Genomic DNA, 20,676 nt, shown 5'->3' with positions numbered 1-20,676 from the left:
GCACAGGCTGTGCCAGCCTATAGATCGCGTCATGAATGAAGAAGATCGTCCGCTCAAGCGCGGCTGGACCACCGGCGCCTGCGCCACTGCCGCCACCAAGGCGGCGTGCGTGGCATTGAAGGCGGGTGCGTTTCCCGATCCGGTGGAGATCGTGCTGCCGGGCGGGCAGAACGTGGCCTTTGCGCTGGCGAGAAACGAACGCGGCGACGGCCTGGCCATGGCCGGTATCGTCAAGGATGCCGGCGACGACCCTGACGTCACGCATGGTGCGCTGGTCATGAGCACGGTGCGGCCGGGCGCTGCCGGCAGCGGTCTTGTCTACAAGGCGGGCAAGGGCGTCGGCACGGTGACGCGGCCGGGCCTGCCGATTCCGCCCGGCGAAGCATCGATCAACCCGGTGCCGCGCAAGATGATTGCCGGCGTCGTGGCCGAGGTGCTGGGCGAAGGGGCTGATGTAGAGGTCGAGATTTCCGTCGCCGGCGGCGAGGAAATGGCGCTGAAGACGCTCAACCCGCGCCTTGGCATCTTGGGCGGCATCTCGATCCTGGGGACGACGGGCATCGTCATTCCCTATTCCTGCTCGGCCTGGATCCACTCCATCCATCGCGGCGTCGACGTGGCCCGCGCCATGGGTTTCGACCATGTGGCGGGTTCCACCGGCAACACTTCCGAGCTGGCGGTGCAGAAATTCCATGGTCTTCACGAGGTGCAGTTGATCGACATGGGCGACTTCGTCGGCGGCATGCTGAAATATATTCGCGCCCACCCGGTGGCAAAGGTCACCATTGCCGGCGGCGTCGCCAAGATGACCAAGCTGGCGCAAGGCCTGCTCGACCTGCATTCGAGCCGCGGTTCGGCCGATCTCGACGGCCTGGCAGCCATCGCCGTCGGGGCCGGAGCAGACACCGGACTCGAAGCCCGCATCAAGGACGCGAACACCGTCGCCGAGGCCTTCATCGAGGCCAACAAGGCGGGCATCGGCATAGGTGACGCGGTCGCTGCTGCGGCCTGGCGCACGGCGGCAAGCGTGTTCGACAAGCTCGATATCGCGGTCGAAATCCTGGTCTTCAACCGCGAGGGAGAGCTGATGGGGCATGCGCCCTTCGCGGCCTCTCATAGCCCGTCGCGGCCCCTGAAGCGGCGCTGATAATAAGCGTCGTAGAGCGAGCTTTCGCGGAAATCTTGCGCTGCCAGCGACTGGCCGACGAAGATGATGGCGGTGCGCTCGATAGGGTCCTTTGCCAACTCGGCTGCTATGGTCGAAAGCGTGGCCCTGACGATGCGCTCGTCCGGCCAGGAGGCGCGGAAGACGACCGCCACGGGGCAATCCGGACCGTAATGCGGTGTCAGCTCAGTCACGACGCGGTCGATGGCGTGGATCGACAGGTGGACGGCAAGCGTGGCGCCGGTGCGGCCGAAGCCGGCAAGCGTTTCGCCCGGAGGCATCTTCGAGGCGCGGCCGGAGGTGCGGGTCAGCACCAGGCTCTGGGCGACTTCGGGGATCGTCAGCTCGCGCTTCAGCGCCGCCGCTGCCGCCGCGAAGGATGGTACGCCGGGGGTCAGCGTGTAGGGAATGCCGTTCTTTTCCAGTCGCCGGATCTGTTCGGCGACCGCACTCCACACCGACAGGTCACCCGAATGCAGCCGCGCGACGTCATGCCCGGCCTTGTGGGCGGCGACATATTGCGCCTCGATCTCGTCGAGCGACATCGGTGCCGTGTCGACCAGCCGGGCGTCGGCGCGGCAATAGGTCAGAAGCTCCGGCGCAACGATGGAACCGGCATAGAGGCAGACCGGGCAGGAGCCGAGCAGGCGGCTGCCGCGCACGGTGATGAGGTCTGCCGCGCCCGGGCCGGCGCCGATGAAGTGAACGGTCAAGCTGTGGCTCCAGAGGTGGCTATGGCGCAGGTTGCGGGGCCGACTGATATGCGCGGGCCAAGCAGTGCGGCATCCGCGCCGGCAGCGGCGAGCGCGGCGGCCTCCGATACGGATGGCGTGCCGGCTGCCTCCAATGAGGCTTGCGACTGGCTGGACGTACGGGATGCGGCGGCGGCGAGTGCCGCGTCGTCCATGACGAGCAGCGGCAGGTCGAGCCGGCGTGCGGCTGCAAGAATACCGGGCTCGTCACGTTTCAGGCTGGCGGTGGCCAGCGCCGAAAGTGCTGTGACGACAAGGCCGTGCGCCTCGAGCGCGGTTTCGATTGCCGAGAGGATGTCTTCGCCTGCTGCGCCTTTGCGGCAGCCAATGCCTGCAACCATCATGGCTTCACCCAGCTCCACTGTGTGACCGGCATTGCCGGCCGCCAGCCGGTCATCGAGCCAACAGGGGCGGCGCGGGAGACTTGAAGGCGCAGAAGATCGCCGCCATGCGCGGCATGGTGCGACAGCAGCAATGTTTCCATTTCGAGCGTGACGGCGTTGGCGACGAGGCGACCGCCTGATCGAAGTGCTGCGATTGCCGCATCGAAGACGCCGGCGTCCGAACCGCCGCCGCCGATGAAGATGACGTCTGGCGTCGGCAGGCCGATCAGCGCGTCAGGCGCTGCGCCCCTGACAACCGTGAGGCCGGGCACGCCGCAGGCGCCGGCATTGCGCTCGATGCCCTCGGCGCGCTCGGCATTGTGCTCGATGGCGATGGCGCGCAGCGAGGTGTGACACAGCATCCATTCGACGGATATCGAGCCGGAGCCGGCGCCGATATCCCACAGCAACTCCCCGCGGCGGGGCGCGAGGGTGGAAAGCGTGACCGCGCGGATCTCGCGCTTGGTGATCTGGCCGTCATGCTCGAACAAGTCGTCGGCGAGACCTGAGGCAAGCGGCAGGATCCGTGCCTGCGATCCGGATTCAAGCTCGAGCGCCAGGACGTTGAGCGGATTGATGTTTTCGAGGTCGAAGCCACTGGCTGTCGTGGCGCGGATGCGCTCGCTTTCTCCACCGAGCGCTTCGAGCACCGTCAAACGCGAAGCGCCGAAACCGTTGCCGGTGACAAGGGCTGCGATCTGGGCCGGCGCTTCGCCATCCGAGGTGAGTGCAATGATGCGCGCGCCCGGCTGCAGCAACGGGCGGATCAGATCGATGGCGTGGCCGTGGAGCGAAACCGTTTCGATGTCCTGCAGCGCCCAGCCCAGCCGCGAGGCGGCCAACGAGAAAGCAGATGGGGCCGGAAGGACCCGCATGTCCGCTGACGGCACGACGCGGGAAAGGGTGGCGCCGACGCCGTGCAGGAACGGGTCGCCCGAAGCCAGCACGCAGACATTTTCGCCGTGCAGGGCGACCACGTCACGCATTTCGCTGTCGAAGGGCGTCGGCCATGGGCGAGCCGCGCCCGTGATGAGCGTTGCTGCCAGCGCCAGATGACGCTTGCCGCCGAAGACGTAGGCAGCGCCTGATATTGCGCGCTTGGCCTCGTCGCCGAGACCCGCTACACCGTCCTCGCCGATGCCGATGACGGTCAGCCATTCTTGCATCGGGGCGTCGAGTTCAGCAGGCATGATGACCCACCGTATTCTGATCCTGGGCGGAACCACCGAAGCGCGGCAGCTGGCGGCCAGGCTCGCCTCCCGTGGCGATCTCGACATCTTGCTTTCGCTGGCGGGCCGGACCGAAAACCCTGTCGAGCAGCCGGTGCCGGTACGAACCGGTGGCTTCGGCGGCGCGCAGGGGCTGGCCGATTGGCTGGCCGGGCACAAGACCGATCTCCTGATCGACGCCACGCATCCTTATGCGGCGCGCATCTCGGCCAATGCGGCGGAGGCGGCTCGGATATCGGGTGTGCCGATCTTCGCCCTGCGCCGTCCCGGCTGGGAGCCGGTCGAAGGTGACAGCTGGACGCTGGTGGAAGACGCCGAACAGGCTGTCGCCGCGCTGGGCCAGAGCTCGCGCCGCGTGTTCCTGGCGCTCGGTCGGCAGGAGGTCGCGGCCTTCGAGACAGCCCCCCAGCACGGCTATGTCATTCGCAGCGTCGATCCGATAGAGCCGCCGCTCGGCGTGGCCGACGCGACCTACATTCTGGCGCGCGGGCCGTTTCGCGAAGCGGATGAGCGGGCGTTGCTCGAGGCACACAGGATCGACGTCATCGTCGCCAAGAACAGCGGCGGGCAGGCGACCTACGGCAAGATCGCGGCAGCGCGGCAACTCGGCATCGAGGTGATCCTCTTCCGCCGGCCGCAGCTTCCCGAGGTGCCGTCCGCACCTGATGTGGCTGCCATGGCCGATCTTGTCGATCATTTCGCCGCTCCGGCGGAAAAACGCGGCGTGTAGACCAGCGGGGGCTTGCCGTCGCGTTCGATCAGGCGCGTCTCGGGCGAGCCGATGACGACGCAGGTCGCCATATCGGCCTTCGCCGCATCTGCTTCGCCAAGCGTGAAGATCTCGATGCGCTCGTCGGGCCGGCCGGCGGCGCGGCCGAAGATGACGGGCGTCGTGGCAGGCAGATGCTTGCGCAGGGTTTCCAACGCGCTGCCGAGCTGCCAGGGACGGGCCTTGCTGATGGGGTTGTAGAGTGAGATGACGAAGCCTGCCTGCGCGACAGCGACAAGCCGGCGCTCGATCAAATCCCATGGCTTGAGATTGTCCGACAGATTGATGGCGCAGAAATCGTGGCCGAGCGGTGCGCCGACGCGGGCTGCCACGGCCAGCATGGCGGTGACGCCTGGAACGACCGACAACTCGATGTCGCGCCATGCCCTCGGGCCGGCCTCGATGGCCTCGCAGACGGCGGCTGCCATGGCAAAGACGCCGGGGTCGCCCCCCGAGACAACAGCAACGTGGTGGCCGCTTGCCGCCATATCGAGGGCGGCGTTGGAGCGCGAGATCTCCTCGCGGTTGTCGGAGGCGACGCGGGTCTGGTCAGGGCGCAGCTCAAGCCGGTCGAGATAGGGCTTGTAGCCGAAGAAATGGCTGGCTTCCGCGACCGCGCGGCTGGCTTCCGGCGTGATCTGGTCCGGATTGCCGGGGCCGAGGCCGATGACGACGAGGGAGCCGCTCAATTGTCCGCTCCCGGCTTGCCGGCCCAACCGGGCACCAGCACGATGGCGAAATAGGGCGCCTTGTCGTCTGTCTTGTCCATCAGCTTCATGTGTTGGGTGTTGGGCATGGTGCCGCGCTCGACATACAGCGCGCGGCCGAGCTTGCCGGTCGCGTCCAGCGCCTTGCGGATCTTCGGCAGGTTGCGGCCGACCTTCATGATGACCGCAGCGTCGGTATCGGCGAGGCGGCGGGTCAGCTCGAACTCGCTCATCGTGCCGGGCAGTACCGACAACACGTCGTCGCCCTGGACGATCGGCACGCCCGTCTGCGACCAGCAGCCGGACATGGCAGTGACGCCGGGGATGACCTCGGTCGGGTAGAGATGCGACAGGCGCACATGCAGATGCATGTAGGAGCCGTAGAACAGCGGGTCGCCCTCCGACAGGATCGCAACCATACGGCCCTGATCGAGATGGGCGGCTATCGCTTGCGCCGACGCCTCGTAGAAGCCCGTAATGGCAGCGCGGTAGTCGTCGTGATCCTTGTCGATCTCGATGGTGACCGGATAGATCAGCGGCAGCTCGATCACGTCGTCGCGGAAATGTGCATCGGTGATGGTGCGGGCGTTGCCATTGGCACCGCGCTTGGCGAAATGCGCGATCACGTCAGCCTCGGCCAGCGCGCGCACGGCCTTGAGCGTCAAAAGTTCGGGATCGCCGGGCCCGGTGCCGACGCCGATGAGGCGACCCTTTGCAGCGGGAGCGCTCATACGCCGGGCCTCGCCAGCGAGTTGAGGGCAGCGGCCGTCATGGCGCTGCCGCCGAGGCGGCCGCGGACGATGGCGTAGGGCACGCCATAGGAATTCTCTGCCAGGGCGTCCTTCGATTCGGCCGCGCCGACGAAGCCGACCGGCATGCCGATGATGGCGGCAGGCTTGGGCGCGCCGTCGCGCAGTCTCTCGAGGAGGTAGAACAGGGCTGTCGGCGCGTTGCCGATGGCGACGACCGAGCCTGCGAGCCTGTCGACCCAGAGGTCGATCGCGGCGGCCGATCGGGTGTTGCCGATCTCCCTGGCGATATCTGATGTGCGCGGGTCGCGCAGTGTGCAGATCACTTCGTTGTCGGCGGGCAAACGGGCGCGGGTGACCCCGCGCGCCACCATTTCGGCGTCGCAGAAGATCGGCGCGCCGGCCTTCAGCGCACCGCGCGCAGCGGCGACGACGTTTTCGGAGAAGACGAAATGTTCGGCCGCCTCGACCAGGCCGCAGGCATGGATCATGCGCACGGCAACGTCGGCCTCGTCTTCGGAGAAGCGCTTGAGGTCTGCCTCCGAGCGGATGATGGCGAAGGAGCGTTCGTAGATGGCCGTGCCATCATGGATATAGTCGTAGGCGGCCATGTTCATTCCTGTGCCAGAGCTTGCGCGAGGCGCTTTGCGCCCAACCGTGCGAGGCAGGCGGCGGCATTTTCGTCCGGCTTGCGCTCTTGGGCGAGCAATTTCGTGAGGCGGCCCATGCCGCGCGCGGCTTCATATCCTGCGGTGTAGGCGGCCGGAAGGCCCTTCGCCGTTCCGCCGACGACAAATACAGCACCCTTTTCGTCACCAACGATGGTGAGCGTGGCCGGTCCCGGATGGGCGCAGCCCTTGGCGCAGCCGGAGACATGCAGCGACAGCGTCGGGTCGAGGCTTTCGCCGATCTCGTGGGCAATTTCGGCGGCGACGTCGCGCGCGGCGATCATGCCCGAAGCGCAGGCCGGCGCGCCGGGGCAGGCGGCGATGCGGATGCGGGGATCGGCGGGCGAGGTGACAAGGCTGAGGGATTGGGCGGTGGTGGTGAGCGTGGCGGCGGCGGAGCGGTCGACGCCCATGACGAGCAGGGTCCGGCCGGGCGCCGGGCGAATGCCGGTGGCGCCCGCGGCTGTCGCCGCCTGGCAGAATCTGGCCAGAATCGAGGCCTCGATGCTGCCGAAGGGCAGGGCGATGCCGAGGGCGATCCGGGCGCCTGTGAGCGGGAGGATTCCGATGGGCGATGAATCGGTTGCGGCGGAGTGCTCAGTTTTTGAGTCAGTTGGGTAGCGATCCTTCCCACCCTCCTCTGTCCTGCCGGACATCTCCCCCGCAAAGGGGGAGATCAGGCTGCCATCGCCGCCTCCGCCCATCGACGACGCTGCATGATCAGCGCTACCGGCGGAGCTGCCAATCTTCCTACCCGTGGCGGAGATGTCAGGCAGAACAGAGGGGGACGTGAAGGAGCGAGACGTTTCATATGCTTCAACGACAGCTCTTATGACCTCCGGGCCAAGGTCACGCGCGCGGCCTTGCCGGCCGAGTGCCGCAATTGCCTGGAGAATGTCGAGCGTGACCGCGCATGCGGCGTCGACATCGACTTCACCGACCAAACGCGCCGAACTCTCGTCGCCGGCAACTGACAAGCGCCAGCGCTCGGCATCCTTTGCCACCAGTCGGACGTCGCCGATGATTGCGCCGAGCCCGATCTGGCCACGCCCATCGACGACGACGGACACCTTAGGCCCCAACCGAGGCGCGAGCCCGGCCCGCTCGATCGCTGTCCGGATCGCTGCGGCCAGCCGCGTGGGATTGGTGGTCTCCCTGGAGTCGATGCCGGCGAGCGGGTTGGTGTCGACCGGCACGCCGGTGCGTACCGCGATCCCCAGCGCGTCGACTTCTTCCCCCAGCAAGCAAGCACTCTCCGACGTCAGGCCCCTGATCTGGATGCTGCCACGCGCAGTCACCTCAACGATGCCGTTGCCATGCCGCGCGGCGGATTCACAGAGTCCGATCAAGACGTTGGGCGCGATTTCTCCAGCAAGCGGGTTGAGCCGCACCAACAGGCCGTCGCCGGTCGACATCGGGGCCGAAAGGGCCGGACAAGCGCCGCGGCGGGAAAAGCCGGTCATGCCGCAACCTCGCGCGCTTCAGCCTCGGCGATGAGGGCAGCCAGATCGTCGTCGACGGAGTTGCGCAGCGGGTGCCACAAGCCGCGCCGACGGGCGGTGGCAAAACGCTCGGCGATGAATTTTGCTGCCGCCGGGTTTTCGCGCAGCATGAAGTCGCGCACGTCCTCGTTGCCGACATAGGCGTCGTGGACGGCCTCGATCAGCGCGGCCGGGATGGCGTTGGTGGTCTCGGCAAAACCGATCAGCCTGTCGACCGTCTCGGCGAATTCGGAAGCGCCGCGCGGGCCATGGCGCATCTGGCCGGCAATGAAGCGGGCATTGGTGGCGCGTGCCCTGACGACGCGGCCGACAGCCTCAGTGACCGAGCGCGGCCGCGGCTTCTGCGGATCCGAGGTGTCGAGCACGATGACGTCCGCGTGCCTGCCGAGGGCAGCGACCGCTGCTGCGAAGCCGCCGATGAAGGCGACGTCGGCGGAGCCTTCGAGAATGTCGCGGCCGGGGTCGTCGCCGGTGTGCACAAGCAGATCGGCCCCGGCGATGCGGTCGGCAAAGGCGCCCGGCGCGGAAACGCCTTCGCCGTCGCTGCCCCCGTAGGCGTGGGAGGCAGCATGGAGATATGCGCGGCCGAGGTCCTCGCGCGCCTGCCAGTCACCGCTGGAAAGCAGGTCCTCGAGGCCCGCCCCATAGGTGCCGGGGGAGGAACCGAAGATGCGTGGCTCGACCTTGCCCGCGGCGCGCGTGCTGGCGGCGAGCGGGTTGTCGTGGTCGTCTTCGTCGCGGGTGGCAACGGCGCGCGCGGCGGCGTCGATGAGTGCGATCTGGGTTGGGAACATGTCGCGAAACAGGCCTGATATACGCCAGGTGACATCGACGCGCGGGCGGCCGATCGCTGCCGGCGGCAGCACCTCGATGCCGGTGACGCGACCGGTGGCGGCGTCCCATTGCGGCCGACAGCCCATCAGCGCCAGGCCCTGGGCGATCTCCTCACCGCCGGTGCGCAAGGAAGCGCTGCCCCACAGGTCGATGACGAGCGCACGCGGCCATTCGCCATGGCTCTGCAGGTAGCTGCGCATGACCTCGTCGCTGGCTGCCTTGCCGAGGTCGAAGGCCGTCGGCGTCGGCATTGTGCGCGGGTCTGACGTGAACAGGTTGCGCCCCGTCGGCAGGACGTCGGTGCGGCCACGTGCCGGAGCGCCTGCTGGGCCGGCTTTGATATGGCGGCCGTCGAGCGCGGCGATCAGGTTTTTCCGCTCGGCTTCTGCGCTGGCAAGGCGCGCTGAGTCCGGCTCGTTCTCTTCGGCGCGGCCAAAGATATGCAGGCCGTCCTTGATGGCGAAATCCTTGAGGTCGCAGAGCCAGGCGTCGATGCGGCGCAGCGCTTCGTCGGGCGCGTCGGTCCCGGCGACGCCGGCCTCGGCAGCAAGGCCGGTCTGCGACGCCGTTTCGACGATGAGCTTGGCCAGGCGGTCGCGGCGACGACGGTCGAGGCCGTCTGCCTGGGCGTATTCGTCGACCAGGCGCTCGAGCTTCTGCTGGTGTTCGTCCAGGCCGGCAGCGGCGAGCGGCGGCGGCAGGTGGCCAAGCGTGATCGCTGCGATGCGACGCTTGGCCTGGGCCGCCTCGCCGGGATTGGAGACGATGAAGGGATAGACCACCGGCAGCGAGCCGGTGACGATTTCGGGAAAGCAGTTCCGGCTCAGTGCCACCGCCTTGCCGGGCAGCCATTCGAGCGTGCCATGGGCGCCGACATGGACGATGGCGTGGATGCCGAGCGACTTCTGCAGCCAGAGGCCGAAGGCAAGCAGCGCGTGGCGCGGCGGCAGCGTCGGGTCGTGATAGTCGGCGCGGCGATCGGCCGAACGGCCGCGGTCAGGGGCGAGGGCGACGGTGACGTTGCCGAAGGTGGCGGCGCGGAAGGCGAAGTGGGGCAATGTAGAGCGCGCACTTCCGCCTGTAGCCTCCGCTTCGGGATAGCCCCACGCCGCTTCGACAGCTTTCCTCGCCTCCCCAGGCAGATCTTCGGCAAGCGTGAGATAGTCTTCGAGCGCCAGCCCTTGCCCACCAGCCTCAATCAGGTCGAGCAATGCGCGCGGCGATTGCGGAATCGATTCAACTGTGTAGCCGGCCTCCTTGAGGTCGTGCAGCATGGCGAGCACGCTTGATGGAACGTCGAGGCCGACGGCATAGCCGGTGCGACCGGGGGCGCTGGGATAGTCGGGGACGAGAATCGCCAGCTTGCGCTTTTCGGGCGGTGTCTGGCGCAGCCTGAGGTGGGCGGCGATGCGGCGGGCGACCTGCTCGACGCGATCGGACTCGGGCCGGTTGGCGAAGGCGCGGAAACCGAGGGCTGGGTCGACTTCGCTCTCCGCCTTGAACGAGATGGCGCCGGCGAGGATGCGACCGTCGAGTTCGGGCATCACCACATGCATGGCAAGATCGGCGGGCGCAAGGCCGCGCGGGCTGCCTTCCCAGGCCTCGCGGCGGGTGGTGGCGACGATGACCTGGAACACCGGCACGCGGGCGCGGTCGAACAGCGTTTCCGTGCCCGGTTCGGCGCCGGCGCCGGCGGCGAAGGCGGTTGCGGTGATGATGGCCGTAGGCGCGAGCTGGTCCAGGGCTGCTTCGACGAATGCTAGGGAGGCCTTATCCTTGAGGCTTGAGACGAAAATCGGGACGGGGCGGAGGCCCTGTGCTCTCAGTGCCTCGACCAACGCGTCGATAGGGGCGACGTCGGCGGCGAGCAGCATCGAACGGTAGAAGAGGATGGGGATGGCAGGAGAGCTGGAGATGGCGTGATCCTGCGCACCCCCCTCTGTCCTGCCGGACACCTGCGCAGAGGCGCTGGTCCATCCGGCAAAAGAGGCTTCTAAATCACAGACGATGCCCCGCGCCGGATCATAAAAACCCGCCTTCGGCACTGCGACGGGTGCTGCCATGGCATTCTTGCCACCCGCCTGAGCTGCCAGCCGCGCCACCAGCGCCTTCATGTTCTCCGGGCCGCCCTCGCGGAAATAGCCGAGTAGAGCGTCGAGTTCGGTGCGCGGCAGGGTCGAGGCCTCGATCAGCCTGAGATCCTCGTCGTGGCTTTCGCCCGGCAAGAGCGCCAGCGCGATGCCTTTTTCGCGCGCCATCGCGGCAAGCTGGTCGCAGCCGTAGCGCCACCAGTCGTGGCCGCCGAGAATGCGGACAAGGATGACCTTGGCGTGGCTGGCGACGCTGTCGATCCAGAGATCGACCGACATCGGATGGCGGAGGTCGCGCAGGCTTGCGAGCCGCATCGATGGCAAGTTGTCCGCATCCGCCTTCCAGGCGCCGGCGAGGCCGGCTAGATCGCTGTCGGTGAAGGACAGCGCCACCACATCCGCAGGCTTCTGCCTGAGGTCGACAGGCTCGATCAGGTCATCGAGCGAGGCGGAGGTGGTGGTGAGGATGTGCATCCCGGCTGTCCGGTTCAGCCGACCAGGATACGCTCGATGGCCGGACGGTCGAGACCCTTGAGGCCGATCACGACCAGGCGCGAGCGGCGGTCGTCCTCTGCGGTCCAGGCACGGTCATAATAGTGGTTGACGCGCGGTCCGACGGCCTGGATGAGCAGCCGCATCGGCTTGCCGCCGACGTCGACGAAGCCCTTTACACGCAACACGTTCTCTTCTTCGGCGGCGGTGGCGACGCGTTTCGCCAGTTCGTCCGGGTTGGCGATCGACGGGATCTCGATGACGAAGGTATCGAAGTCGTCATGCTCGTGGTCGAACGCCCCGTCGTGATGGGTCTTGCGGTTTTCGATGTCGTCCTCGACGGCGAGGCCGAGGCCGAGCAGCACCGACGGATCGACCTTGCCATGCGCCGACGGCACGATCTTGACGGCGCGTGCCAGGTGCTCGCGCACGATGGCGGTGGCGCGGGCGTGGCCGGCTTCGTCGAGCAGGTCGCTCTTGGACAGGATGATGAGATCGGCGCAGGCGACCTGATCCTCGAACACTTCCTCGACCGGGTCGTCGTGGTCGAGCGAATCGTCCGCACTGCGCTGGGCGGCGAGCGCTTCCATGTCGGAGGCAACTTTACCTGCGGCCAGCGCAGGGCCGTCGACCACGGCGATGACGCCGTCGACTGTCACGCGGCTCTTGACCGTTGGCCACTGGAAGGCCTGGACCAGCGGCTTGGGCAGCGCCAGGCCCGAGGTCTCGATCAGGATGTGGTCAACCCTCGGTGTAAGCGACAGGATTTGGTCGAGGGCAGGGACAAAGTCGTCGGCGACGGTGCAACAGATGCAGCCATTGGCCAGTTCGACGATGTTTTCCTCCGGGCAGGCATCGACGCCGCAGCCCTTGAGAATCTCGCCGTCGATGCCGACATCGCCGAACTCGTTGACGATGATGGCGAGGCGCTTGCCCTTGGAGTTCTCGAGGATGTTGCGCAGCAGCGTGGTCTTGCCGGCGCCGAGAAAGCCGGTGACGACGGTGCAGGGAACGCGTTCGAGGGAGGCGGTCATGTATCTTCCTTGATGAGAGCAAGTGGTGGGATGCGCGCGACGAGGCCGCGCTTGAGGCTATCGGGACGGCCGCGCCAGGGGATCAGGCCGTCGGTCGAGGTGGCGAAGAGTCTTGCGCCGGCGACGAGATCGTCGCCCGACATGGTGTTGAGATCGCCGAAGACGTAGCTCCACGCGCCGTCGCGGATCAGGGCGGCGCTAAGGCGGCGCTTGCAGTTGCCCAGGCACTCGACGCTGCGCACGGCGATCTCGCCATTGGCGGCGAGGCGGGCGTGCTCGGCAAGCTGGGCGCCGGCGCGTGGATGGGCGTCGGACCCGGTTTCGTCGCGGCAGGATGAGCAGACGAGGATGGTCACGTCGCATGGGCGCGCGTCGGCTGCATCGCAGGATGCGTCGGCTGATGCGACCGGAAGGTTGTCGTCGAAATCCAAATCCAGGCTCCTTGCCCGGGGCACCCGCCAGGCGATCGGATCAATGTCTGCGACGGCAGGTCTCCTGGCTTGCGGATCGTCGCCTTCGCTCGCCTTCCCGGGAAAATCCCAGTGGTCTTCGAGCTTGGCTCTTCGCTCACAGTTGCGGGGACAGCCGCGGATTTGACGCCACCGGCGCGCACCGCATTCCCTCTTAGCCTTCGCCGTTGCGGGCGAAGGACCGTCTGTGGGCGATTTAGGCTTTCGCGAGGGGTGGAGTCAACGAGGCGGAGCGACCCGCAATGTCGCTCAGGCCGGGTCCGAGATCGCCTGCGGGCGTCACCTCGATGCTTTCGAGGCCGAGCCAGTCGCGCATCTGCTGGAGTTCTTCGTAAAGTTCGGCTGCGGTTTCCGGTGGCGCACAGGGCTCTGCATAGGCGGCGTGGACGCGCAGGATACCCGCCGGTCGGTCGGCCTTCAGGTCGATGCGGGCGACGATGCGCTCGCCCAGAAGGAAGGGCAGGACGTAGTAGCCGTACTGGCGCTTCTCAGCCGGGGTGTAGATTTCGATGCGGTAGCGGAAGTCGAACAATTGCTCGGCACGGGTGCGCTCGAAGACGAGCGGATCGAAGGGCGCAAGCAGGGCGCGTGCCTGGATCTTGCGCGGAATGCGCGCATCGGCGTGGAGATAGGCCTGCCGGTCCCAGCCTTCGACGCGGACGGGAATCAGTTCGCCGGTCTCGACCAGCTCTTCGAGCCGGCCTTTCATGTCGGCTGGCGACAGGCGGAAATAGTCGCGCAGGCATATGCCGGTGGCGATGCCATGGGCGCGGGCGGAGATTCGCAAGAGATCGCGATGCGCATCCTCGGTCTGGGGAACTGGACGGTCGTATATGCCGGCCGGGAGCACGCGCTCAGGCAGATCGTAGAGGCGTTCGAAGCCACGCCGCGAATGGGTGGTGATGCGGCCGGCCCAGAACAGCCATTCGAAGGCATGCTTTTCCTGGCTCCAGCCCCACCAGCCGCCGGAACCCTTGGCGCCCTCGATGTCGGAAGCGGCGATCGGACCGCGGTCGACCACCTGGCGAAAGATCTCTTCTATATAGGGCCTGTTGGCACGGCCGAACTTGGCAAGCCCGCCATACATCCCGTCCTCGGCCCGCGCCATGCGCCAGCGCAACAACGGAAAGGTCTCCAGCGGCAGCAGCGACGCTTCATGCGCCCAGTATTCGAACAGCATGCGCTTCTTCGGAGCCATGGCGTCGTCGAGCAGGGCCATGGGGTAGGAGCCTAGTCGCGAATAGAGCGGCATGTAGTGGGCGCGCACGACGGCGCTGACCGAGTCGATCTGCAGCAGGCCGGTGCGGTCGAGCACGCGCTGCAGGTGACGCCGCGTGATCGCGCCGGTGGGGCGCGGGTCGGCAAATCCCTGGGCCGCCAATGCGATGCGGCGGGCCGTGGCGAGTGAGAGTTTTTCCTTCATTGCGGCAAGCTATCGCAGTCTCTTGAGGAGTGACGCAAGGGCACGAGAATCGACCTTTGCTGCAAATGCTAGCAGAACTTGGGTTCCGGTCTTGTCAGGAGCGTAAACTTGAGTAAAAAACGAAGGAAATCAAAGGGGAGCCACACGCGCAGGATTTTGGGCCAGCAGTGTGCTTTGCCACGTTTTGGCCAAGGTTGGACTTGCTTCGACCGACCGGCTGCGCTAACCGTCGCCGCATTGCAGCACGACCGTTTCGTCCGGCTCGGCGAGAATCTGTCGCGCTTCCGGAAACGGACCCCGTGCTGTAAATCTGGGTGGATAGGCCACCAACGGAATTCGCAGCATGAACGCTCTCCTGAGTTCGTACCTGCCCATCGTCATTTTTATCGGTGTGGCGCTTATTGTCGGCATTGCGCTTATCGTGGCGCCTTTCCTTGTGGCCTACCGCAGTCCGGATCCGGAAAAGCTTTCAGCCTATGAGTGCGGCTTCAACTCGTTTGACGACGCCCGCATGAAGTTCGACATCCGCTTCTATCTGGTCTCCATCCTGTTCATCATCTTCGATCTCGAAGTGGCGTTCCTGTTCCCGTGGGCGGTGTCCTTCGGCGAGATCGGCATGCTCGGCTTCTGGTCGATGATGATCTTCCTTGCCGTGCTGACCATCGGCTTTGTCTATGAGTGGAAAAAGGGAGCGCTGGAATGGGATTGAACGACGCCTCCGGCACCCTGATCGCGCCGAAGCCGAAAGGCATCATCGATCCGAACACCGGCAAGCCCATCGGTTCAGACGACGCATTCTTCGGCGAGCTGAACAACGAATTGTCCGACAAGGGTTTCCTCGTCACCTCGTCCGAAGCGCTGATTACCTGGGCGCGTACCGGTTCGCTGATGTGGATGACCTTTGGTCTGGCCTGCTGCGCCGTCGAGATGATGCACATCTCGATGCCGCGTTATGACGCCGAGCGCTTCGGCATCGCGCCGCGCGCCTCACCGCGCCAGTCGGACGTGATGATCGTCGCCGGCACGCTGACCAACAAGATGGCGCCGGCGCTGCGCAAGGTCTACGACCAGATGCCGGAACCGCGCTACGTCATCTCGATGGGCTCGTGCGCCAATGGCGGCGGCTACTATCACTATTCCTATTCGGTGGTGCGCGGCTGCGATCGCGTCGTGCCCGTCGACATCTATGTGCCCGGCTGTCCTCCGACCGCCGAAGCACTTCTCTACGGCATCCTTCTTCTCCAGAAGAAGATCCGCCGCACCGGCACGATCGAGCGGTGATCCCAGATGAGTGAAGCCCTGAACGACCTTGCCGCGTACATTGCGGAAAAGCTCGATGCGGACATCGAAGAAAGCGTCGTCGCCTATGGCGAGCTGACGCTGACGGTGAAGGCCGCCGACATCGTCGACGTGATGACCTTCCTGCGCAGCGATGTGCAGTGCCAGTTCGTCTCCTTCATCGATGCTGCCGGTGTCGACTACCCGCAGCGTCGCAAGCGTTTCGATGTCGTCTATCATCTGATGTCGCCGCGCCAGAACCTGCGCATCCGCGTCAAGGTCGCCACCGACGAGGACACGCCGGTTCCGTCGATCACCTCGGTCTATCCGGGTGCCGACTGGTTCGAGCGCGAAGCCTATGACATGTACGGCATCCTGTTTTCGGGCCATCCCGACCTGCGCCGACTTTTGACCGACTACGGTTTCGAAGGTCACCCGCTGCGCAAGGACTTTCCGCTCACCGGCTTCGTCGAGGTTCGCTACGACGACGAGCAGAAGCGTGTCGTCTACGAGCCGGTCGAGCTCAAGCAGGAATTCCGCAATTTCGACTTTTTGTCTCCCTGGGAAGGCACCGAATACGTGCTGCCGGGTGACGAAAAAGCCAAGACGAATTGAGGCGCCGAAATGGCTGAAACCTCCGTCCGCAACTTCAACATCAATTTCGGCCCGCAGCATCCGGCGGCACACGGCGTGCTGCGGCTGGTGCTCGAGCTCGACGGCGAAGTCGTCGACCGCGTCGATCCGCATATCGGCCTTTTGCATCGCGGCACCGAAAAGCTGATTGAGCAGAAGACCTATCTGCAGGCCGTGCCCTATTTCGATCGCCTCGACTATGTCGCGCCGATGAACCAGGAGCATGCCTTTGCGCTCGCGGTCGAGCGCCTGCTCGGCCTCGAAGTGCCGAAGCGTGGCCAGATCATCCGCGTGCTCTATTCCGAGATCGGCCGCATCCTGTCGCACCTGCTCAACGTCACCACGCAGGCGATGGACGTCGGCGCGCTGACCCCACCGCTGTGGGGCTTCGAAGAGCGCGAAAAGCTGATGGTGTTTTATGAGCGCGCCTGCGGCGCGCGCATGCACGCGGCCTATTTCCGTCCGGGTGGTGTCCACCAGGACCTGCCGCAGAAGCTGGTCGAAGACATCGGCAAGTGGATCGATCCGTTCCTGCAGACCGTGCAGAATCTCGACGACCTTCTGACGCCGAACCGCATCTTCAAGCAGCGCAACGTCGACATCGGCGTGGTGTCGCTCGACGACGCATGGGCCTGGGGTTTCTCGGGCGTCATGGTGCGCGGTTCGGGCGCTGCCTGGGACCTGCGCAAGAGCCAGCCCTACGAATGCTATTCGGAGATGGAATTCGACATTCCGATCGGCAAGAACGGCGACTGCTACGACCGCTACCTGATCCGCATGGAAGAGATGCGCCAGTCGGCGAAGATCATGCGCCAGTGCGTCGATCTGCTGCTCGGCAAGGAAGCGACCGGTCCCGTGTCAAACGTGGACGGCAAGGTGGTTCCGCCGAAGCGCCAGGCGATGAAGCGTTCGATGGAATCGCTGATCCATCACTTCAAGCTCTACACCGAAGGCTATCGTGTGCCGGCTGGCGAGGTTTATGCAGCCGTCGAGGCGCCTAAGGGCGAATTCGGCGTCTTCCTGGTCTCCGACGGCACCAACAAGCCTTACCGCTGCAAGCTGCGCGCACCGGGCTTCGCCCATCTCCAGGCAATGGATTTCCTGTGCCGCGGCCACATGCTGGCGGATATCTCGGCCGTTCTCGGCTCCCTCGACATCGTGTTTGGTGAGGTCGACCGCTAAATGTCAGTCCGCCGTCTCGCAGAAGCCAGCGTCCAGCCAGCGTCATTCGCCTTCAACAAGGCGTTCACGGCGCAAGCCAAGACCTGGATCAAGAAGTATCCCAAGGGCCGCGAACAGTCGGCCGTCATCCCGCTGCTGATGCTGGCGCAGGAGCAGGACGGCTGGGTGACCAAGGCTGCCATCGAGCATGTCGCCGACATGCTTGCCATGCCTTATATCCGTGCGCTCGAAGTCGCGACCTTCTACACGCAGTTCCAGCTCAAGCCGGTCGGCACGCGCGCCCACATCCAGGTCTGCGGCACCACGCCCTGCATGCTGCGCGGCTCGGAAGAGCTGATGGACGTCTGCCGCTCGAAGATCCATCACGACCAGTTCCACACCAACGAGGCGGGAACGCTGTCGTGGGAGGAAGTCGAGTGCCTTGGCGCCTGCGTCAACGCACCGATGGTCATGATCTTCAAGGACACCTACGAGGACCTGACGCCGGAACGCCTGGGCGAGATCATCGACCAGTTCGAGGCTGGCAAGGGCGCGCAGGTCAAGACCGGACCGCAGACCGGCCGCGTGTTTTCCGCGCCGCTGACAGGCTTGACCTCGCTGGCCGACGAGAAGGGCGTGCTCAAGACGACCCGCGACAAGGCTGCCAAGGCCGCGGCAAAGGCCGCCAAGGCCGCCGCCGTCGGAACGGCCGTTCCGCCGTCGAACGCCGCCAAGCCGAAGACCGACGCGATCGAGACCAGCCCGGCCGTCAAGTCGCCGTCGAAGGTCAAGGCAGCACCCGCAGCCGAGAAGGCAGCAAGTGTTGCAGCGCCCAAGGCAGCAGCTGCGGCCAAGCCGTCGCTCGAAGACAAGAACCGTCCGGCCGGCATCGCCAAGCCGGCTGCCGTCGACGACCTCACGCTGATCTCGGGTGTCGGCCCGAAGATCGAGGGCACGTTGCACGAGCTCGGTATCTTCACCTTCGGCCAGGTCGCTTCCTGGAAGAAGGCCGAGCGCGATTGGGTCGACGGTTACCTGAATTTCAAGGGCCGCATCGAGCGTGACGACTGGGTCAAGCAGGCCAAGGCGCTCGCCAAGGGCGGTGTGGCCGAATACGTCCGCGTCTTCGGCAAGAAGCCGGTCTGAGGAGCAAGAGCATGCTTGAAGACAAGGATCGCATCTTCACCAACATCTACGGCCGCTTCGACCAGTCGCTGGCCGGCGCGATGTCGCGTGGCGCCTGGGATGGCACCGCCGGCATCATCGAGAAGGGCCGTGAGTGGATCATCAACGAGATGAAGGCGTCGGGCCTGCGTGGCCGCGGCGGCGCCGGCTTCCCGACGGGTCTCAAGTGGTCGTTCATGCCCAAGAGCAACCCGGATGGCCGTCCGTCCTACCTCGTCGTCAACGCCGACGAATCCGAGCCGGGCACCTGCAAGGACCGCGACATCCTGCGCCATGACCCGCACACGCTGGTCGAGGGCTGCCTGCTGGCCGGTTTCGCCATGGGTGCGGTTGCGGCCTACATCTATGTGCGCGGCGAGTTCATCCGCGAGCGCGAAGCGCTGCAGCGCGCCATCGACGAGGCCTATGACGCCAAGCTGATCGGCAAGAACAACAAGAACGGCTACGACTTCGAGATCTATGTCCATCACGGTGCCGGCGCCTATATCTGTGGCGAAGAAACCGCGCTGCTGGAAAGCCTCGAGGGCAAGAAGGGCCAGCCGCGCCTGAAGCCGCCGTTCCCGGCCAATGTCGGCCTCTATGGTTGCCCGACGACGGTCAACAACGTCGAGTCGATCGCCGTCGCGCCGACCATCCTGCGCCGTGGTGCGGCCTGGTTCTCCGGCATCGGCCGCCCGAACAATGTCGGCACCAAGCTGTTCATGCTGGTCGGTCACGTCAACACACCCTGCACGGTCGAAGAGGCCATGGGCATCAGCTTCCGCGAGCTGGTCGAAAAGCACGGTGGCGGCATCCGCGGCGGCTGGGACAATTTGCTTGCCGTCATTCCTGGCGGCGCGTCCTGCCCATTGGTCAAGGCCGAGGACATCATCGACTGCCCGATGGATTTCGACGGCCTGCGCGAGCGCAAGTCGTCCTTCGGCACGGCTGCCGTGATCGTCATGGACAAGTCGACCGATGTCGTGAAGGCGATCGCGCGTCTCAGCTACTTCTTCAAGCATGAGAGCTGCGGTCAGTGCACGCCGTGCCGCGAAGGCACGGGCTGGATGTGGCGCGTCATGGAGCGCCTAGTGCGCGGCGAAGCGCACAAGCGCGAGATCGACATGCTGCTCGACGTCACCAAGCAGATTGAAGGTCACACGATCTGTGCGCTGGGTGATGCGGCGGCATGGCCGATCCAGGGCCTGATCCGCAACTTCCGCCCGGAAATCGAGCGGCGCATCGACGAGTTCTCGCGCAATGCGCACCGCAGCGAGCCGGTGTTGGTGGCGGCTGAGTAAGGGTTAAGTCAGAAAGTGCGGGCCAAAGGTCCGAAACAGGAAACGACGAGGCAGAGGCGAACGGCGAAGGCGACAAGGAGCTATCAATGTCGACATTTCCCTTTCCCAAGAATGCAGTGCCTGAAATGGAACGTTTGGAGCAGATGAACAGGGACTTCGTGGCGATGCTGCCCAAGGAGTTTGCCGGATCGGCGAACCTCATGGTGCATCCCGCCGCAGGTTTCGCCGCTGCTTCGGCTCTCGGCGTTGGTCTCGCCAGTCACGCCATGGGCGTCTGGATGGGAGCCGTGTCGGGCGCATCGGAAGCCGCGCAACGCCTGCTGTCGCCCTTTGCCGACTATGCCGGCGACGTGGCGAGTTTCGCGCCCGCGGGTACGAAGATCGCCAGGCGCGGGGACGATGAAACGGCGTCGCTGATCGCCGAGGTCAAGACCCTGGCGCGCAAGCTGGAGCAGGCCGAGGCGAAGCCGGCGGTTGCTGCCACGGTCGAACCGGCGGTCATCGAGGCCGCTGTCTTTGAAGAAGCTCCGGTGGGGCTTCAGCCTGAGGATTTCAGGCAGCCTGCATCGATCGAAAGGCCTGAGACGCCTGACGATCTCAAGGCCATTTCGGGCATCGGCCCGAAGCTGGAGCAGGTGCTGAATGGTCTCGGTATCTGGACCTATGGCCAGATCGCCGGCTGGACGGCGGAAGAGGTGGCCTGGGCCGACGACTATCTCGGCTTCAAGGGTCGGATCGGTCGTGATGATTGGATAGGGCAGGCGGCAACGCTTGCCGGCGGCAACTGAGCCGCTTGAATTGTGGATTTCGGGGCGCAGCGCTGGCCGCGCCCCTTGCAGGACGGAATGCGGATCATCCGCGGGATTTGAGGC

General features: G+C 65.8%; 20 protein-coding genes and 1 riboswitch. Of the genes, 9 read left to right on the top strand and 11 right to left on the bottom strand.

Translation table 11 applies throughout. The features are described from left to right. The first annotated feature begins 31 nt into the window (after positions 1-31). Positions 32-1,147: a cobalt-precorrin-5B (C(1))-methyltransferase gene (locus tag Amn_RS17910; RefSeq protein WP_246340550.1), complete on the top strand. Its 1,116-nt coding sequence runs from the start codon at positions 32-34 to the stop codon at positions 1,145-1,147. Here Amn_RS17910 and cobM read toward each other — a convergent pair. The 3 genes from cobM to cbiE are packed head-to-tail and all read right to left on the bottom strand — an operon-like array spanning position 1,114 to position 3,490. Beyond that, complete coding sequence (cobM, locus tag Amn_RS17905; protein ID WP_286290836.1) at positions 1,114-1,878, bottom strand: precorrin-4 C(11)-methyltransferase; 765 nt, start codon at positions 1,876-1,878, stop codon at positions 1,114-1,116. The genes Amn_RS17910 and cobM overlap by 34 nt on opposite strands. Beyond that, a complete protein-coding gene (locus Amn_RS17900; protein ID WP_067960673.1) occupies positions 1,875-2,261 on the bottom strand; it encodes a cobalamin biosynthesis protein in 387 nt (128 codons plus the stop codon). Before Amn_RS17900 ends, cobM begins: the two co-directional genes overlap by 4 nt. Continuing rightward, positions 2,258-3,490 carry a precorrin-6y C5,15-methyltransferase (decarboxylating) subunit CbiE gene (gene cbiE, locus Amn_RS17895; protein WP_286290835.1) on the bottom strand — a complete coding sequence of 411 codons (1,233 nt, stop codon included), beginning with the start codon at positions 3,488-3,490 and terminating at the stop codon, positions 2,258-2,260. Before cbiE ends, Amn_RS17900 begins: the two co-directional genes overlap by 4 nt. Position 3,491: 1 nt before the next feature. Here cbiE and Amn_RS17890 point away from each other — a divergent pair, with 1 nt between their 5' ends. Continuing rightward, positions 3,492-4,259 (top strand): cobalt-precorrin-6A reductase, encoded by a 768-nt coding sequence (locus Amn_RS17890; protein ID WP_182573528.1) that lies wholly within the window; start codon positions 3,492-3,494, stop codon positions 4,257-4,259. Here the strand turns inward: Amn_RS17890 and Amn_RS17885 are convergent. The 8 genes from Amn_RS17885 to Amn_RS17850 form a co-directional block, all read right to left on the bottom strand. Then, complete coding sequence (locus Amn_RS17885; protein WP_154383879.1) at positions 4,223-4,987, bottom strand: precorrin-3B C(17)-methyltransferase; 765 nt, start codon at positions 4,985-4,987, stop codon at positions 4,223-4,225. The two genes, Amn_RS17890 and Amn_RS17885, sit on opposite strands and share 37 nt — an antisense overlap. Next, the gene (locus Amn_RS17880; protein WP_182573479.1) at positions 4,984-5,736 is read right to left on the bottom strand and encodes a precorrin-2 C(20)-methyltransferase; all 753 of its coding nucleotides are present in this window, start codon (positions 5,734-5,736) and stop codon (positions 4,984-4,986) included. Before Amn_RS17880 ends, Amn_RS17885 begins: the two co-directional genes overlap by 4 nt. Beyond that, positions 5,733-6,365, bottom strand: coding sequence for a precorrin-8X methylmutase (locus Amn_RS17875; RefSeq protein WP_182573478.1), 633 nt, complete (start codon positions 6,363-6,365; stop codon positions 5,733-5,735). Before Amn_RS17875 ends, Amn_RS17880 begins: the two co-directional genes overlap by 4 nt. Before the next feature lie 2 nt (positions 6,366-6,367). Continuing rightward, positions 6,368-7,885 (bottom strand): precorrin-3B synthase, encoded by a 1,518-nt coding sequence (gene cobG / locus Amn_RS17870; protein ID WP_502874728.1) that lies wholly within the window; start codon positions 7,883-7,885, stop codon positions 6,368-6,370. Next, entirely contained in the window at positions 7,882-11,322 is a 3,441-nt protein-coding gene (gene cobN, locus Amn_RS17865; RefSeq protein WP_286290834.1) for a cobaltochelatase subunit CobN, read from the bottom strand. The genes cobG and cobN overlap by 4 nt, the downstream gene beginning before the upstream one ends. Before the next feature lie 14 nt (positions 11,323-11,336). Further along, positions 11,337-12,374, bottom strand: coding sequence for a cobalamin biosynthesis protein CobW (gene cobW / locus Amn_RS17860; protein WP_286290833.1), 1,038 nt, complete (start codon positions 12,372-12,374; stop codon positions 11,337-11,339). Beyond that, the gene (locus Amn_RS17855) at positions 12,371-12,805 is read right to left on the bottom strand and encodes a DUF1636 family protein (protein ID WP_067966355.1); all 435 of its coding nucleotides are present in this window, start codon (positions 12,803-12,805) and stop codon (positions 12,371-12,373) included. Before Amn_RS17855 ends, cobW begins: the two co-directional genes overlap by 4 nt. 37 nt (positions 12,806-12,842) lie before the next feature. Beyond that, positions 12,843-13,045: riboswitch (cobalamin riboswitch) on the bottom strand. After that, positions 13,041-14,267: a winged helix-turn-helix domain-containing protein gene (locus Amn_RS17850; protein WP_286290832.1), complete on the bottom strand. Its 1,227-nt coding sequence runs from the start codon at positions 14,265-14,267 to the stop codon at positions 13,041-13,043. (Overlaps the previous riboswitch by 5 nt.) Positions 14,268-14,610: 343 nt before the next feature. Here Amn_RS17850 and Amn_RS17845 point away from each other — a divergent pair, with 343 nt between their 5' ends. The 7 genes from Amn_RS17845 to Amn_RS17815 all read left to right on the top strand — a co-directional run bounded on the left by Amn_RS17845 (position 14,611) and on the right by Amn_RS17815 (position 20,592). Then, complete coding sequence (locus Amn_RS17845) at positions 14,611-14,976, top strand: NADH-quinone oxidoreductase subunit A (RefSeq protein WP_067960700.1); 366 nt, start codon at positions 14,611-14,613, stop codon at positions 14,974-14,976. Further along, on the top strand, positions 14,967-15,548 hold the full coding sequence (locus tag Amn_RS17840; RefSeq protein WP_067960703.1) for a NuoB/complex I 20 kDa subunit family protein: 582 nt from the start codon (positions 14,967-14,969) through the stop codon (positions 15,546-15,548). The genes Amn_RS17845 and Amn_RS17840 overlap by 10 nt, the downstream gene beginning before the upstream one ends. Before the next feature lie 6 nt (positions 15,549-15,554). After that, a complete protein-coding gene (locus Amn_RS17835) occupies positions 15,555-16,160 on the top strand; it encodes an NADH-quinone oxidoreductase subunit C (RefSeq protein WP_067960706.1) in 606 nt (201 codons plus the stop codon). 9 nt (positions 16,161-16,169) lie between these two features. Further along, entirely contained in the window at positions 16,170-17,360 is a 1,191-nt protein-coding gene (locus Amn_RS17830; protein WP_067960709.1) for an NADH-quinone oxidoreductase subunit D, read from the top strand. Further along, the gene (locus Amn_RS17825; RefSeq protein ID WP_154383886.1) at positions 17,361-18,485 is read left to right on the top strand and encodes an NADH-quinone oxidoreductase subunit E; all 1,125 of its coding nucleotides are present in this window, start codon (positions 17,361-17,363) and stop codon (positions 18,483-18,485) included. It begins immediately after the preceding gene. 11 nt (positions 18,486-18,496) lie between these two features. Continuing rightward, on the top strand, positions 18,497-19,804 hold the full coding sequence (gene nuoF / locus Amn_RS17820; protein WP_154383887.1) for an NADH-quinone oxidoreductase subunit NuoF: 1,308 nt from the start codon (positions 18,497-18,499) through the stop codon (positions 19,802-19,804). 86 nt (positions 19,805-19,890) lie between these two features. Further along, positions 19,891-20,592 (top strand): helix-hairpin-helix domain-containing protein, encoded by a 702-nt coding sequence (locus tag Amn_RS17815; RefSeq protein ID WP_286290831.1) that lies wholly within the window; start codon positions 19,891-19,893, stop codon positions 20,590-20,592. The last annotated feature ends 84 nt before the right edge of the window (positions 20,593-20,676 follow it).

The sequence above is a fragment of the Aminobacter sp. Y103A genome (assembly GCF_030294925.1).
Lineage (GTDB): Bacteria > Pseudomonadota > Alphaproteobacteria > Rhizobiales > Rhizobiaceae > Aminobacter > Aminobacter ciceronei.
Note: the sequence above shows the minus strand (reverse complement) of the source record. Positions and strands in the feature narration are given on the sequence as shown.